This window comes from Citrobacter sp. W9 (assembly GCF_026719375.1).
In the GTDB taxonomy this organism is placed as follows: Bacteria; Pseudomonadota; Gammaproteobacteria; order Enterobacterales; family Enterobacteriaceae; genus Citrobacter; species Citrobacter werkmanii.
Genome location: NZ_JAPPTE010000005.1, coordinates 261,888 through 277,231, shown reverse-complemented (window position 1 = coordinate 277,231; position 15,344 = coordinate 261,888). Strand labels below are relative to the sequence as shown.

Sequence of the window (15,344 nt, the reverse complement as noted above, 5' to 3'; positions counted from 1 at the left end):
CCCGTACAGGACGTGCGGGGGAATGAGTGCAAATTCTATGAATGATTTTACGCTATATGATTTAGGCCTGGCTGGCGTTATGCAATACATCGCCAAAAACCACGACTCACGTATCGAAATAGATGAAGCAAAAATACCGGTCACGCTGTCGCAATATGATAAAAACGATCCGAACCATGAAGCGCAGATTAAAAACTATTTTCTATCATTAGGTCTGATGATCCACGAGGTGAAATTCTCGCGCCCCGACGATTTGCTGAATGAAAATATGCCGCTGATTATATTAACCTCCGACATGCAATGGATGGTGTGTGTCGGGTGCCAGGAAGGGGGGCTACAGCTGGTCAAGCGTAACAACGAGTTGGGTGTCGTTGCGTGCGCCAGAGAAAACATCCAGACGATTTCGGTCTTTCTGATCCAGCCTTTAAGCGGGATGACTGAATCAATAAAAATCAGCTCGATATTAAAATCCGGACTGCAAAATAATAAAGTTTTTTACAGTAAGTATTTTTTTACCTCGCTGTTTATGGCCTTGTTTGCCCTGACTATCCCGGTTTTCAGTAACATTTACTACGATAAGCTTGTACCGGGGTCATCGACCGCCTCTCTGTTTGGGGTGGTGGGTATCGTACTGGTATTTATCGTCTTTGAATTTTTACTGCGATCCTCGAAAGATATCTATCAGTCGATTGTCTCGCGCCAGGAGGATGTCAATATTGATGTCTCTTTTGTGGAGGCATTGATCTACAACACCACCAAAAGCAGCTCTATGTCCTCCGTGTTTGTTCTGTGGACAGAATTTCAAAAAATAAAGCCCGTGCTGTTAAATTCCGTTTTCCAGCGCGTGTCGGATATTCCGGTATTTATTATTTTTTGTGTGATTATTTACATTAATCTCGGTGCCCTGGTGTTAGTGCCCGTGATGATGATGATGGTGTCGCTACTGTTGGCGTGGGGATACTTCAAGTATACGGAAGTGCTGATGGATAAAATGAAGGAGAGCCAGTCAAACCGTAACGTTTTCATTACTGAATTACTCTATTCCCTACGTACCATCCATACCTTAAACAACAAAAACCTGATGCTTGATTGGGTTAATAGCAGTAACAATCAGTCATGGCTTAGCTTAAAGTTGCGTAAGGCTGGGGTCTATTATCAGTCTGCGCTTAGCGCGATGTCGAACCTGAACCAGATCCTGCTGATGGTTTTCGCTTTTTTCCTGGTCATCAAAGGTGAAATCACCACGGGGGCGATTGTCTCTTCCGTTATTGTCTCCGGGCGGATGTCGGGGATCATCTCGGGGTTATCATCAACGCTCTCTACTATTTTTACGACCAATAAAACCATTACGGATTTAATGAAAATGTTTATGCCGGCAGGGCAGGAACATGAGCAAAAATTGCTGCAATCGATTGTTAACGTGCGCGGTGATATCTCTCTACGCGCCCTGAGCTATCAGTACGATCCGCAATTACCAAAAGCGCTGGATACGCTGACGCTGGATATTCCTCATGGGCAGCGGGTGGCAATTATTGGTGAATGTGGTTCCGGGAAAAGCTCGCTGGTTTCCCTGCTCTCTGGCTACTGTCCACCGACTGAGGGCAGTATTATGTACGATGGCTACAATACCCGACATCTGGCGCAGAACTTTTTCAGCCGCTTTATCAGTATGGTGACCAATAACGACACGTTGTTTACCGGCAGCATTGAAAGTAACTTTGCCCTTAAAGATTGCGACAACCGCAAGAAGGTGATCGAGGCGCTTAATCTGGCGAACTGTACCTTTGTGCTCCAGCATCCCATGGGGCTGCGTTACCCAGTGATGTTTATGGCGCGTAACTTATCCTCAGGGCAAAACCAGCAGCTGTTATTAGCGCGTAGTTTGAGTAGCGATGCTCAGATTTACTTATGGGATGAGCCAACCTCGAATATGGATGAAATGACCGAACAGCGAATTTTCGATCATCTCGATCACTTTATCAGCGGTAAGACACTGATAATGGTGACGCACCGTCGTTATTTGCTGAAGTATTTCGATCGTGTGCTGGTCATGAAAGGGGGCAAAATCATTCGTGACTGCACGCCGGATAAACTACTAGGGCCAGCAAAAGTTGATCAGACAAAGCCGCCTGTTCGCATAACGGTTGCGTCAGCGAACGAAAAACAAGCGCGTTGACGATATTTTTTCATTGACCGGACTGATTAGTGAGCCGTTTCGCAGCACCGATTTGTTATTGCTGTATCTTCTGCGTGAATGAAGCGAAGGCTTCATATTCAAAAGGAGAATATTGAAATGGGAAAACTCACGGGCAAAACAGCATTGATTACGGGCGCATCTCAGGGTATTGGCGAAGGGATCGCCAGAACGTTTGCCCGCCATGGCGCGAACTTAATCCTGCTGGATATCTCCGATGAGATTGAAAAACTGGCGGATGAGCTGGCTGGACGCGGTCACCGCTGCACGGCGGTTCACGCGGATGTCAGAGATTTTGCTTCAGTCACGGAAGCGGTGAAACGCGCGAAGAAGGTTGAAGGCAAAATCGATATTCTGGTCAACAACGCCGGCGTATGTCGCCTCGGTAACTTCCTTGAGATGAGCGATGACGATCGCGACTTCCATATTGATATCAATATCAAAGGCGTCTGGAACGTAACGAAAGCCGTACTGCCGGAGATGATTGAGCGCAAAGACGGGCGCATCGTGATGATGTCCTCAGTCACTGGCGATATGGTGGCCGATCCGGGCGAAACGGCCTACGCAATGTCAAAAGCGGCGATTATCGGCTTAACCAAATCGCTGGCGGTGGAATATGCGCAGTCCGGCATTCGCGTGAACGCCATTTGCCCTGGCTATGTTCGTACGCCGATGGCGGAAAATATCGCGCGTCAGTCCAATCCTGACGATCCGGAATCTGTATTAACTGAAATGGCGAAAGCGATTCCAATGCGTCGTCTGGCCTGTCCGCTTGAAGTCGGCGAACTGGCCGCGTTTCTCGCCTCGGATGAGTCCAGTTATTTAACTGGCACGCAAAACGTCATTGATGGCGGCAGCACTTTGCCTGAAAGCGTAAGCGTTGGCGTCTGATTGATGCCGGTCTCCTCCCCGCGCGATGGGGAGGAGGTACCCCTTATTCTCTTTTCAACTTTCAAATCATCAAACGGTATATAAAACCGTTACTCCTTTAGCACTGGTTATAAATATGATGACCATAAGAAAGTCATTAAATTTATAAGGGTGCGCAATGGCCGTTAACTTACTGAAAAAAAGAACCCTGACGCTGGCAGCAATGCTGTTGCTGGTGGGGCAGGCGCAGGCAACGGAACTGCTGAACAGTTCATACGATGTCTCCCGCGAGCTGTTTGCCGCCCTTAACCCGTCGTTTGAACAGCAATGGGCGAAAGATAACGGTGGCGATAAACTGACGATTAAACAATCTCATGCCGGGTCATCAAAACAGGCGCTGGCGATTTTGCAGGGACTGAAAGCTGACGTTGTGACCTATAACCAGGTCACCGATGTGCAGATCCTGCACGATAAAGGCAAACTGATCTCCGCCGATTGGCAAAGCCGCCTGCCGAATAACAGCTCGCCATTCTATTCCACCATGGCGTTTTTAGTGCGTAAGGGTAACCCGAAGAATATCCACGAATGGAACGATTTGGTTCGCCCGGACGTGAAGCTGATTTTCCCGAACCCGAAAACCTCCGGAAATGCGCGTTACACCTATTTAGCGGCATGGGGCGCGGCGGACAAAGCTGACGGCGGCGATAAAGCCAAAACCGAACAATTTATGACCCAGTTCCTGAAAAATGTCGAAGTGTTTGATACCGGCGGTCGCGGTGCAACGACCACCTTTGTTGAACGCGGTCTGGGTGATGTGCTGATCACATTTGAATCGGAAGTGAACAACATCCGTAAACAGTATGAAGATCAGGGCTTCGAAGTGGTGGTACCGAAGGTCAACATTCTGGCGGAATTCCCGGTAGCCTGGGTCGATAAAAATGTGCAGGCCAACGGTACTGAAAAAGCGGCGAAAGCGTACCTGAACTGGCTGTACAGCCCACAGGCGCAAACCATCATTACCGATTTCTACTACCGCGTGAACAACCCGCAGGTGATGGACAAGCTGAAAGATAAATTCCCGCAAACCGAACTGTTCCGCGTGGAAGACAAGTTTGGCACGTGGCCTGAGGTGATGAAAACGCACTTTGTCAGCGGCGGCGAGCTGGACAAACTGTTGGCGGCGGGGCGTAAGTAAATGTTTGCTGTTTCCTCCCGACGCGTGCTGCCCGGCTTTACCTTAAGCCTGGGCACCAGCTTACTGTTCGTTTGCCTGATATTGCTGCTGCCGCTTAGCGCGCTGGTCATGCAACTGGCGCAAATGAGCTGGGCGCAGTATTGGGAAGTGATTACCAATCCGCAGGTGGTAGCGGCTTATAAAGTGACGCTGCTGTCGGCGTTTGTGGCATCGATTTTTAACGGCGTGTTCGGTCTGCTGATGGCGTGGATCTTAACCCGCTATCGCTTTCCGGGCCGTACGCTGTTGGATGCGCTGATGGATCTGCCATTTGCGCTGCCTACGGCGGTAGCTGGCCTGACGCTGGCGTCGCTGTTTTCAGTCAATGGCTTCTACGGCGAATGGCTGGCAAAGCTGGATATTAAGGTGACCTACACCTGGCTGGGCATCGCGGTGGCGATGGCCTTTACCAGCATTCCGTTTGTCGTGCGCACCGTACAGCCGGTGCTGGAAGAGTTAGGCCCGGAGTATGAAGAAGCGGCGGAAACGCTTGGCGCCACGCGCTGGCAGAGTTTTCGTAAAGTGGTGTTGCCAGAGCTGTCTCCTGCGCTGGTGGCGGGCGTAGCGCTCTCGTTTACCCGAAGCCTCGGTGAGTTTGGCGCGGTTATTTTTATCGCCGGGAACATCGCATGGAAAACAGAAGTGACCTCGCTGATGATTTTTGTTCGCTTGCAGGAGTTTGACTACCCGGCTGCCAGCGCGATTGCTTCTGTGATCCTCGGGGCGTCGTTGCTGCTACTGTTTTCAATTAACACCCTGCAAAGTCGCTTTGGTCGACGCGTGGTAGGTCACTAATGGCAGACATTACCCAATTGAAACGCTATGACGCACCCCGCATTAACTGGGGTAAATGGTTTCTGATCGGCACGGGCATGTTGGTATCGGCCTTTATTTTGCTGGTGCCGATGATTTATATCTTCGTGCAGGCGTTCAGCAAGGGATTAATGCCGGTGCTACAGAACCTGGCTGACCCGGATATGCTGCATGCCATTTGGCTGACGGTGCTAATTGCGCTGATTGCGGTGCCGGTGAATCTGGTGTTCGGCGTATTGCTGGCCTGGCTGGTGACTCGCTTCAACTTCCCTGGACGCCAGTTGTTGCTGACGCTGTTGGATATTCCCTTTGCCGTCTCGCCAGTGGTCGCTGGTCTGATCTATCTGTTGTTTTACGGTTCTAACGGCCCGCTGGGTGGTTGGCTGGATGAGCACAACCTGCAAATTATGTTCTCCTGGCCGGGAATGGTACTGGTGACGGTGTTCGTGACCTGTCCGTTTGTGGTGCGCGAGCTGGTACCGGTGATGCTAAGTCAGGGCAGCAATGAAGACGAAGCGGCGATTTTGCTTGGTGCCTCCGGCTGGCAGATGTTCCGCCGCGTCACGCTGCCGAATATCCGTTGGGCGTTGCTGTATGGCGTGGTGCTGACTAATGCCCGTGCGATAGGCGAATTCGGCGCGGTGTCGGTGGTTTCCGGCTCGATTCGCGGCGAAACCTTATCTTTACCACTACAGATTGAATTACTGGAGCAGGACTATAACGCCGTTGGCTCCTTTACCGCCGCCGCGCTGTTGACGCTGATGGCGATTATTACCCTGTTTTTGAAGAGCATGTTGCAATGGCGTCTGGAGAACCAGGAGAAACGCGCGCAGCAGGAGGAAAATCATGAGCATTGAGATTGCCAATATTAAGAAGTCTTTTGGTCGCACCCAGGTGCTGAACGATATCTCGCTGGATATTCCTTCAGGTCAAATGGTTGCTCTGCTGGGGCCATCCGGTTCGGGCAAAACTACGCTGCTGCGTATCATTGCCGGGCTGGAGCATCAGTCCAGCGGGCATATTCGTTTTCACGGCACCGACGTCAGCCGTCTGCATGCGCGCGATCGTAAAGTGGGGTTTGTGTTCCAGCACTATGCGCTATTTCGTCATATGACGGTATTCGACAATATCGCCTTTGGTCTGACAGTTCTGCCACGGCGTGAGCGTCCTAATGCGGCGGCGATCAAAGCCAAAGTGACCAAACTGCTGGAGATGGTGCAATTGGCTCATCTGGCGGATCGTTTCCCGGCACAGCTTTCCGGTGGGCAAAAGCAGCGTGTGGCATTAGCGCGTGCCCTGGCGGTAGAACCGCAGATCCTGCTACTCGACGAGCCGTTTGGCGCGCTCGATGCTCAGGTGCGTAAAGAACTGCGCCGTTGGCTGCGTCAACTGCATGAGGAGCTGAAGTTTACCAGCGTGTTTGTTACCCACGATCAGGAAGAAGCGACGGAAGTTGCAGACCGGGTGGTGGTGATGAGCCAGGGTCATATCGAACAGGCCGACGCGCCGGATCAGGTCTGGCGAGAACCGGCTACCCGTTTTGTGCTGGAGTTTATGGGCGAGGTTAACCGCCTGCAGGGGACGATTCGCGGTGGGCAATTCCACGTGGGCGCACACCGTTGGCCGTTGGGCTATACGCCTGGCTATCAGGGACCGGTCGATCTGTTCCTGCGTCCATGGGAAGTGGATGTGAGCCGCCGTACCAGCCTGGATTCGCCGCTGCCGGTTCAGGTGCTGGAAGCCAGTCCGAAAGGGCACTACACCCAATTAGTTGTACAACCCCTCGGGTGGTACAACGAACCGCTGACGGTCATCATGCAGGGCGATGATTCCCCGAGCCGCGGTGAACGGCTGTTTGTTGGACTGCAAAATGCACGTTTGTATAACGGCGACCAGCGTATTGAAACGCGTGAAGAGGAACTTGCCCTGGCGCAATCAGCCTGATAGGTTAATTTGCATAGTTATCGCCCGGTGGCGCTACGCTTACCGGGCTTTTTTACGAGCTGAAAACGTGAACACATTAGAACAAACAATTGGCAATACGCCTCTGGTGAAATTACAACGCCTGGCGCCGGATAACGGCAGCGAAATTTGGGTCAAGCTGGAAGGGAATAATCCTGCGGGTTCGGTGAAAGACCGGGCGGCGCTGTCGATGATTGTTGAAGCGGAAAAGCGTGGGGAAATTAAGCCGGGTGACGTATTGATTGAGGCCACCAGCGGCAATACTGGCATCGCGCTGGCGATGATCGCCGCGCTGAAGGGCTACCGCATGAAGCTGCTGATGCCGGACAACATGAGCCAGGAACGGCGGGCGGCAATGCGTGCCTATGGCGCGGAGCTGATTCTGGTCACTAAAGAACAGGGGATGGAAGGGGCGCGCGATTTAGCCCTCGCTATGTCTGAGCGCGGAGAAGGTAAACTGCTCGATCAGTTTAATAATCCCGATAACCCGTATGCGCACTACACCACCACCGGACCCGAAATCTGGCAGCAGACGTCAGGTCGCATCACCCATTTTGTCTCCAGTATGGGGACGACCGGTACCATTACCGGCGTGTCGCGTTTTTTACGTGAGCAGGAAAAAGCGGTCACTATCGTTGGCCTGCAGCCGGAAGAGGGCAGCAGTATTCCGGGAATTCGCCGCTGGCCTGCGGAATATATGCCGGGCATTTTTAACGCCTCGCTGGTGGATGAGGTGCTGGATATTCATCAGAATGATGCCGAAAACACCATGCGTGAACTGGCCGTGCGTGAAGGAATTTTCTGCGGTGTCAGCTCTGGCGGCGCGGTAGCGGGCGCGTTACGCGTCGCACGTGCCACGCCCGGCGCGGTAGTTGTGGCGATCATCTGCGATCGCGGCGATCGCTACCTTTCGACCGGCGTCTTTGGTGAAGAGCACTTTAATCAGGGGCTGGGAATTTAACTTGTTGGCCTGATAAGCGTAGCGCCATCAGGCAACCGCCAGGCACAATGGCCGGATAATGTTTTATCCGGCCAGGGATGATTACTCGTTACGTTTTTGCACCAGCTTATCCAGGAATTGCCACAGCTTCTCATTCATCTGCTGGTAGTCCCAGGCGCGCATCTCTTCAACCGGGCGGATGAAGCGTTTCCCTTCAGCTTCGGCCAGCTCTTGCTCTGAGTGCTGAATTAATCCTTCAATCGCATCAGCTGTGAACTCCATATGGCACTGGAAACCATAGACGAAATTACCGTATTGCACGATTTGTCGCGGGCAGCCCTCGCTTGCGGCCAGAATTATCGCCTGGTCGGTTAACCCTGGCATGTCGTTGTGCCAGTGACCGACGATAAGCGGTGAGCCGAAATGGCTGAATAACGGGTGCTGTTGGCCTGATTCGGTAAGGGTGATTGGATAGTGGCCAATCTCTTTTTCCGGGCTTTGACACACCTTCGCGCCCAGCGCTTCGCCAATTAACTGCGAGCCCAAACAGATCCCCACCACGATTTTTCGTGCCGTAATCGCCTGGTTGATCAGATGCTGCTCGGCCTGAGCGTCAAAGTATGGGCACTCTGCCTGCGTGGTGCGGGGCGACTGCGGGCCGCCAAAGACGACGAGCATATCGAAACCATCGGCATTGGCGGGAACCGTTTCTCCAGCGTATACGCGTGACCAGGTGATGGTATAGCCGCGCGATTCGGCCCACGGCAGGTACGCGCCAGCAGATTCAAAAGACTCATGAATAACAAAATGAACTCGCACTTTTTCTCTCCTGTTAGCGCTTGAGCGCCTGATGAATATCAGCCGCCAGCTTATCAATGTCGCTGTCTTCTAATGTTGACAGCGTAATGCGTAAACCATGTGCAGGCGTATTGACGCCGAACACTTCGCCTTCGCGTACCAGCCAGCCGGACTTTGCCAGCGCAAAAGCGATCGCCTGACTGTGATCTGCCAGCGGTAACCACAGATTCAGACCATCCCCGACGGGCAGTTCAATACCATATTGGCGCAGAGCTGAATTTAGCTTTTGCTGCTGGACGGCGTAAAACTGCTGCGTTTGCGCCAGCGTGTGTTGATATGTCTCGTCACTCAGGCAGGCGCAGGCTAAATCCTGCAGCAGATGGCTGACCCACTGACTGCCGGAGTTGAGCCGTAAACGCAGTTTCCCGGAAGTGACGGGATCGCTGGCGACGATAGCCAGGCGTAAATCCGGGCCTAAAGTTTTCGACATCGAACGGACAATCGCCCAGTGCGTGGTTTTCTGCGCAATCACCGGATACCAGCGGCAAGCGGACAGCAGCGCAAAGTGGTCGTCGACAATCACCAGCGTCTGCGGATAGCGGGCCAGGATTTCCTGCAATTGCGCCGCGCGGGATGCGCTCAGACTGCATCCTGTCGGGTTATGCGCGCGCGGCGTCAGAATCACCGCCCGCGCGCCTTTCTGTAGTGCGAGTTCCAGTTGGTTCGGCAGCATGCCTTCGTGGTCAACGTTGGCTGGACTGGCGGAGAATCCGGCATAACGCAGCATGTTGATGCTGCTTAAAAAGCACGGGTCTTCTACAACCACGCTATCGCCGGGCAGCAAATGGGCGCACAGCAGCCGCTCGATAGCGTCAATGGCGCCACTGGTGATATCAATTTCACCTTCGCCGGGCATGGCATTTTGCATCCATTGTGATGCCCATACCTTAAGTCCAGGTGATACAGCGGCATCGCCGTACAAGCGCGGATTCTTATTTATCTTCGCGAAATAACTACTCAGGTCAGGAAGCCGTGAGGGGGCTGGGTTACCGCCGGAAAGATCGATTAGTGGGGTATCTGGGTTCCCACCTTCCAGCGCAACGGGGGCAGTAATCCCCTTAATCACGGTGCCGTTGCGTCCCAGACTCTGTGCCAACCCGGAGGTGACCAGACGTTTGTAAGCCGCCGCGACAGTATTGCGGTTCACGTTTAATTCCGTTGCCAGTTCCCGCACTGGCGGCAACGTTTCTCCCGCTACCAGTGTGCCTGTAGCGACATGTTGACGGATACTGTCAAAAATTTCGTTAGCGGTTTTTCCGTCGATCATTATTGACCTATGACAAAATGAATTTTAGCATATGACGATAATAATGAGGCGTAAGCGCGCTGTCCAGCGAGAGGAGAAATTAATGGAGCAGGAGAGTGATATTCAGTCAGTGCTCTTCGACGACAAACATCGGGCATTACAGACCGATATCGTCGCCGTCCAGTCACAGGTGGTATATGGCAGCGTAGGCAACAGCATCGCTGTGCCGGCCATTAAAGCGCAGGGATTACGCGTGACGGCAGTACCCACGGTACTGTTCAGTAACACCCCGCATTATGAAACTTTTTACGGCGGCGTTATTCCGCCCGACTGGTTTAGCGGCTATCTGCGCGCCTTAAGCGAACGTGATGCCTTACGCGAGCTAAAGGCGGTGACGACAGGATACATGGGCAGCGCGGAGCAAATCGCCTTGCTGGCACAATGGCTGGAAACCGTTCGGGACACGCATCCGGACCTGTGCATTTTGGTTGACCCCGTGATTGGCGATACGGATAGCGGTATGTATGTTAAAGCCGAAATCCCGGAGGCTTATCGTCAGCATCTGCTGCCGCTGGCGCAGGGGCTGACGCCGAACGTATTCGAGCTGCAAATGCTGAGCGGAAAGCCGTGTCGTACGCTTGATGAAGCAATCGCAGCGGCAAAATCTCTGCTTAGCGACACGCTGAAATGGGTGGTGATCACCAGCGCGCCGGGAGATAGCGAAGAGAATATTAATGTGGCGGTAGTGACGGCTGAAACGGTTAAGGTGTTCGCTCACCCGCGGGTGAAGACGGATTTAAAAGGCACCGGCGATCTGTTCTGTGCTGAACTGGTGAGCGGCATTGTGCTGGGGAAAGCGCTGACTACGGCAGCATACGATGCCGCGCAGCGCGTGCTGGACGTCATGAGCTGGACGCATCAGTGCGGTTGTGATGAATTAATTCTGCCACCGGCAGGGGAGGCGCGATGAAAAGTTATCGGCTGGTGGTTCGTCAGCATGGACGTTTAGTCGGGCATTTTGATACCAGCGGCACAGAGGCGCTGGAAGACATTTGTATAGCGCGGGCGATGTTTGGTATTGCGGGTGGGTATGATTGTGAACTGCTGGTGTCTGATTCCGAAAGGCGGATGCTGGAAAGCGGACCGGAAGGGATGAAAATCCTGATGCGCGAGGCGTGTTACCGGCCGATGACCTCACAAATTTAACGCCGCCATCCGTTAGATAAAAAAATGGCGCCATCTGGCGCCATTCTTCTCTGCGGCAAGAATTACTTCTTGATGCGGATTACCGGAGTTTCACCCACGGTCACGCTACCGGACAGTTTGATCAGTTCTTTGATTTCGTCCATGTTGGAGATAACAACCGGAGTCAGGGTCGACTTGGCTTTTTCTTCCAGCAGCGGCAGATCGAATTCAATAACCGGGTCGCCCACTTTAACGCGCTGACCTTCTTCAGCGATACGCTTGAAGCCTTCGCCTTTCAGTTCAACGGTATCAATACCGAAGTGAACAAACAGCTCAATGCCGCTGTCGGATTCGATAGAGAAAGCGTGGTTGGTTTCAAAGATTTTGCCGATGGTGCCATCAACAGGGGCGACCATTTTATTACCGGTTGGTTTGATAGCGATGCCATCACCAACGATTTTTTCAGCAAAAACTACATCCGGCACGTCTTCGATGTTGACGATCTCGCCAGAGAGCGGAGCAACAATCTCAATAGTTCCGGTGTCTTTCTTATCATCAGAAACCAGAGATTTCAGTTTATCGAACAAACCCATGATCTTCTCCTAAGCAGTAAATTGGGCCGCATCTCGTGGATTAGCAGATTGTTTTTTCTTCAATGAACTTGTTAACCAGCGTCATTAACTCGTCCGTTGTCGGTTGAGCAAGAGCCTGCTCTGCTAACACCTTCGCATCTTCGAAGTTCGTGTTACGGATAATCTTCTTAATGCGCGGGATAGAAATGGCGCTCATAGAGAATTCGTCCAGACCCATCCCCAGCAACAGAAGTGTAGCACGTTCGTCGCCTGCAAGCTCACCACACATGCCAGTCCATTTGCCTTCAGCATGAGAAGCATCAATAACTTGCTTGATCAGCGTCAGCACAGATGGCGACATCGGTTGGTAAAGGTGTGAAATCATATCATTACCACGGTCAACTGCCAGGGTGTACTGCGTTAAATCATTGGTGCCGATACTAAAGAAATCAACTTCTTTGGCTAAATGACGCGCAATTGTTGCCGCAGCCGGTGTTTCCACCATCACGCCAATCTCAATGCTTTCGTCAAAAGCTTTACCTTCGTCGCGCAGTTCCTGTTTGTAGATTTCGATCTCTTTGCGCAGCGCGCGCACTTCTTCAACAGAGATGATCATCGGGAACATGATGCGCAGTTTACCGAAAGCAGAGGCACGCAGGATAGCGCGAACCTGGTCACGCAGGATCTCTTTACGATCCATGGCGATACGTACGGCGCGCCAGCCCAGGAACGGGTTCTCTTCTTTCGGGAAGTTCATGTACGGCAGCTCTTTATCGCCGCCGATGTCCATGGTACGGACGATGACCGCCTGAGAGCCACAGGCTTCAGCCACGGCTTTATACGCAGCGAACTGTTCTTCTTCAGTCGGCAGCGATTCACGGTCCATGAACAGGAATTCGGTGCGGTACAGACCAACACCTTCAGCGCCGTTACGCTCAGCGCCTTCAACGTCACGCACGGTACCGATGTTGGCGCAAACTTCAACCTGATGTCCGTCCAGCGTGATCGCCGGCAGATCTTTCAGTTTTGCGAGTTCCGCTTTCTCGGTCGCTACCTGCTCCTGAACGGCACGCAGTTGCTCGATAACGTCGTTGGTCGGATTGACGTAAACCTGGTTGTTTACGGCATCCAGAATCAGATAATCGTCGTTTTTCACCTGAGAGGTGACGCTACCCGTACCGACGATGGCAGGCAGTTCCAGAGAACGCGCCATGATGGAGGTGTGGGAAGTACGTCCACCCGCGTCAGTGATGAAACCCTGCACCTTGTTCAGGTTCAGCTGTGCGGTTTCTGACGGGGTCAGGTCTGCGGCAACCAGGATAACTTCTTCCTGAATCGCGCTCAGGTCGATGATCGCCAGACCCAGAATGTTACGCAGCAGGCGTTTACCGATGTCACGTACGTCAGCCGCACGTTCTTTCAGGTATTCATCATCCAGCTCTTCCAGGGCTGTGGCCTGACCTTCGATAACTTCATGCGCAGCTGCATCAGCCGTCATGTGCTTATCTTTAATCAGGGCTATGATTTCCTGCTCCAGCTCCTCATCTTCGAGCAGCATGATATGCCCTTCAAAGATGGCTTCTTTTTCTTCACCGAACGTTTCACCAGCTTTGGTTTTGATCGCTTCCAGTTGCGCAGATGCCTTGGCACGACCGCTCAGAAAACGTTCAACTTCCTGATCAACCTTGTCGGCAGAAATTTTTTTCCGGTCAATGACGATTTCGTCTTCTTTCAGCAGCAATGCTTTGCCGAAAGCGATACCCGGGGATGCTAAAATGCCTGAAATCATAACCCTACCTTACTTGTGACTGATATTTAAAAGAACTCGTTGAACTTACTCGAGTTCAGCCATCAGTTTTACCAGATGCTCAACTGCTTTCTGCTCGTCTTCACCTTCTGCGGACAGGGTGACAACGGTACCCTGAGTCAGGCCCAGAGTCTGCAGTTTAAACAGGCTTTTGGCGCTAGCGCTTTTGCCGTTGGAGGTCACAGTGATCTCAGAAGTGAAGCCTTTCGCTTCTTTAACAAACTGAGCAGCAGGGCGGGTATGCAGACCGTTCGGAGCGGTAATGGTAACTTCTTGCTGGAACATTATATTTCCCCAACTTATAGGTTTAGTGTTGTGGAACTAAAGTCTAGCCTGGCGGTTCAACTTTAGCCTGTATTGTTAGCATCGGCGTAAACTGGACGCGACACAAAAGGAGTTCGGTACAATCCGTTGTTGGCAACTTCTTGCCGCTGACGTTTCGTTCGTCATTAAACATTATGCAGCGAAAGGAAGAGTTGAACCAAATCATAAAATCGATTCAGCTAGCGCTTTTCCTGTAACGATTAATTTCGCGCATCAAAATAATTAGCTTGGTTAAATACCAGTTCCGGCGGGTTGAATCAATGCCAGGAGAGTTGAAACTTTGAAGCAGGCCACAAAAAAGCACCCAAAAGGGTGCTTTTTTACGCGTTTTTAACATGCTGGCATTACTGTTGCAGTTCTTTCTCAGTGAAGAGATCGGCAAACAGTGCAGTGCTCAGATAACGCTCACCCGATGACGGTAGAATAACCACTATATTCTTATTGGTAAAGGTTTCATCTTCCTGGAGCTTGAGCGCGGCAGCAACCGCAGCACCGGAAGAGATCCCCGCCAGAATACCTTCTTCTTCCATCAGGCGACGTGCGGTAGAGATAGCTTCATCATTGGTGATGGTAACGACTTTATCGATAAGCTTCAGATCAAGGTTACCTGGAATGAAGCCTGCGCCGATACCCTGAATTTTATGCGGACCCGGTTTGAGTTCTTCACCCGCCAGGGCCTGGGTGATGACAGGGGAGTCGGTCGGTTCTACCGCGACGGTGATCAGGTCCGTTTTACCTTTGGTGCCTTTAATGTAACGGGTCACGCCAGTCAACGTACCGCCGGTGCCGACGCCGGAAATAAAGACATCAACCTGGCCATCGGTATCTTCCCAGATTTCCGGCCCGGTGGTTTTTTCGTGGATTTCCGGGTTGGCCGGGTTGCTGAACTGCTGCAGCAGCAGGAATTTTTCTGGATCGCTGGCCACAATTTCTTCCGCTTTTTGGATCGCGCCTTTCATCCCTTTTGCGCCTTCGGTCAGCACCAGATTCGCGCCCAGCGCTTTTAACAGCTTGCGGCGCTCAATGCTCATGGTTTCCGGCATGGTTAACGTCAGTTTGTAACCACGAGCGGCGGCTACGTAGGCCAGCGCGATGCCGGTATTGCCGCTGGTCGGTTCTACCAGTTCAACGCCCGGTTTCAGTACCCCACGTTTTTCGGCATCCCAAATCATATTGGCACCGATACGGCATTTAACGCTAAAGCTCGGGTTACGTGATTCCACCTTCGCCAGAATGCGTCCGTTACCGATACGGTTCAGTCGAACCAGCGGCGTATGACCGATAGTCAGCGAGTTGTCTTCAAAAATCTTACTCATGGCCTGTCCTTAACTGTATGAAA

General features: G+C 52.2%; 15 protein-coding genes. 9 read left to right on the top strand and 6 right to left on the bottom strand.

The window, feature by feature from the left end; translation table 11 throughout:
- Positions 1–22 precede the first annotated feature (22 nt).
- The 7 genes from OOJ59_RS10890 (at position 23) to cysM (ending at position 8,034) form a co-directional block, all read left to right on the top strand.
- On the top strand, positions 23–2,176 hold the full coding sequence (locus OOJ59_RS10890) for a peptidase domain-containing ABC transporter (RefSeq protein ID WP_370605958.1): 2,154 nt from the start codon (positions 23–25) through the stop codon (positions 2,174–2,176).
- A gap of 117 nt (positions 2,177–2,293) precedes the next feature.
- Complete coding sequence (ucpA, locus tag OOJ59_RS10885; protein ID WP_160955661.1) at positions 2,294–3,085, top strand: SDR family oxidoreductase UcpA; 792 nt, start codon at positions 2,294–2,296, stop codon at positions 3,083–3,085.
- A 157-nt stretch (positions 3,086–3,242) separates the two neighbouring features.
- Positions 3,243–4,259: a sulfate ABC transporter substrate-binding protein gene (locus OOJ59_RS10880; RefSeq protein WP_069324493.1), complete on the top strand. Its 1,017-nt coding sequence runs from the start codon at positions 3,243–3,245 to the stop codon at positions 4,257–4,259.
- Positions 4,260–5,093: a sulfate/thiosulfate ABC transporter permease CysT gene (cysT, locus tag OOJ59_RS10875; protein ID WP_038642497.1), complete on the top strand. Its 834-nt coding sequence runs from the start codon at positions 4,260–4,262 to the stop codon at positions 5,091–5,093.
- A complete protein-coding gene (cysW, locus tag OOJ59_RS10870) occupies positions 5,093–5,968 on the top strand; it encodes a sulfate/thiosulfate ABC transporter permease CysW (RefSeq protein WP_038642495.1) in 876 nt (291 codons plus the stop codon). Before cysT ends, cysW begins: the two co-directional genes overlap by 1 nt.
- Entirely contained in the window at positions 5,958–7,055 is a 1,098-nt protein-coding gene (gene cysA, locus OOJ59_RS10865; protein WP_003038066.1) for a sulfate/thiosulfate ABC transporter ATP-binding protein CysA, read from the top strand. The genes cysW and cysA overlap by 11 nt, the downstream gene beginning before the upstream one ends.
- 67 nt (positions 7,056–7,122) lie before the next feature.
- Complete coding sequence (gene cysM / locus OOJ59_RS10860; protein WP_038642491.1) at positions 7,123–8,034, top strand: cysteine synthase CysM; 912 nt, start codon at positions 7,123–7,125, stop codon at positions 8,032–8,034.
- Positions 8,035–8,115: 81 nt separating this feature from the next.
- Here cysM and OOJ59_RS10855 read toward each other — a convergent pair whose 3' ends face one another.
- Positions 8,116–8,832, bottom strand: coding sequence for a type 1 glutamine amidotransferase (locus tag OOJ59_RS10855; protein ID WP_121529376.1), 717 nt, complete (start codon positions 8,830–8,832; stop codon positions 8,116–8,118).
- A 13-nt stretch (positions 8,833–8,845) separates the two neighbouring features.
- Positions 8,846–10,138, bottom strand: a complete 1,293-nt coding sequence (gene ptsJ, locus OOJ59_RS10850) for a MocR-like B6 salvage transcription factor PtsJ (protein WP_160955660.1) — start codon at positions 10,136–10,138, stop codon at positions 8,846–8,848.
- Positions 10,139–10,220: 82 nt separating this feature from the next.
- Between ptsJ and pdxK the strand changes: the two genes are divergently transcribed.
- Both pdxK and OOJ59_RS10840 read left to right on the top strand, forming a co-directional pair.
- Positions 10,221–11,087 carry a pyridoxine/pyridoxal/pyridoxamine kinase gene (gene pdxK, locus OOJ59_RS10845; protein ID WP_160955659.1) on the top strand — a complete coding sequence of 289 codons (867 nt, stop codon included), beginning with the start codon at positions 10,221–10,223 and terminating at the stop codon, positions 11,085–11,087.
- Entirely contained in the window at positions 11,084–11,323 is a 240-nt protein-coding gene (locus tag OOJ59_RS10840) for a cytoplasmic protein (RefSeq protein ID WP_160955658.1), read from the top strand. The genes pdxK and OOJ59_RS10840 overlap by 4 nt, the downstream gene beginning before the upstream one ends.
- Before the next feature lie 62 nt (positions 11,324–11,385).
- On the opposite strand, the gene crr is transcribed toward OOJ59_RS10840, so the two are convergent.
- From crr to cysK, 4 genes are all read right to left on the bottom strand, one after another.
- Positions 11,386–11,895, bottom strand: a complete 510-nt coding sequence (crr, locus tag OOJ59_RS10835) for a PTS glucose transporter subunit IIA (RefSeq protein ID WP_000522253.1) — start codon at positions 11,893–11,895, stop codon at positions 11,386–11,388.
- A 40-nt stretch (positions 11,896–11,935) separates the two neighbouring features.
- The gene (gene ptsI / locus OOJ59_RS10830; RefSeq protein WP_160955657.1) at positions 11,936–13,663 is read right to left on the bottom strand and encodes a phosphoenolpyruvate-protein phosphotransferase PtsI; all 1,728 of its coding nucleotides are present in this window, start codon (positions 13,661–13,663) and stop codon (positions 11,936–11,938) included.
- A gap of 45 nt (positions 13,664–13,708) precedes the next feature.
- Positions 13,709–13,966: a phosphocarrier protein Hpr gene (ptsH, locus tag OOJ59_RS10825; RefSeq protein WP_002913505.1), complete on the bottom strand. Its 258-nt coding sequence runs from the start codon at positions 13,964–13,966 to the stop codon at positions 13,709–13,711.
- A gap of 383 nt (positions 13,967–14,349) precedes the next feature.
- The gene (gene cysK / locus OOJ59_RS10820; RefSeq protein ID WP_038642476.1) at positions 14,350–15,321 is read right to left on the bottom strand and encodes a cysteine synthase A; all 972 of its coding nucleotides are present in this window, start codon (positions 15,319–15,321) and stop codon (positions 14,350–14,352) included.
- Positions 15,322–15,344 lie beyond the last annotated feature (23 nt).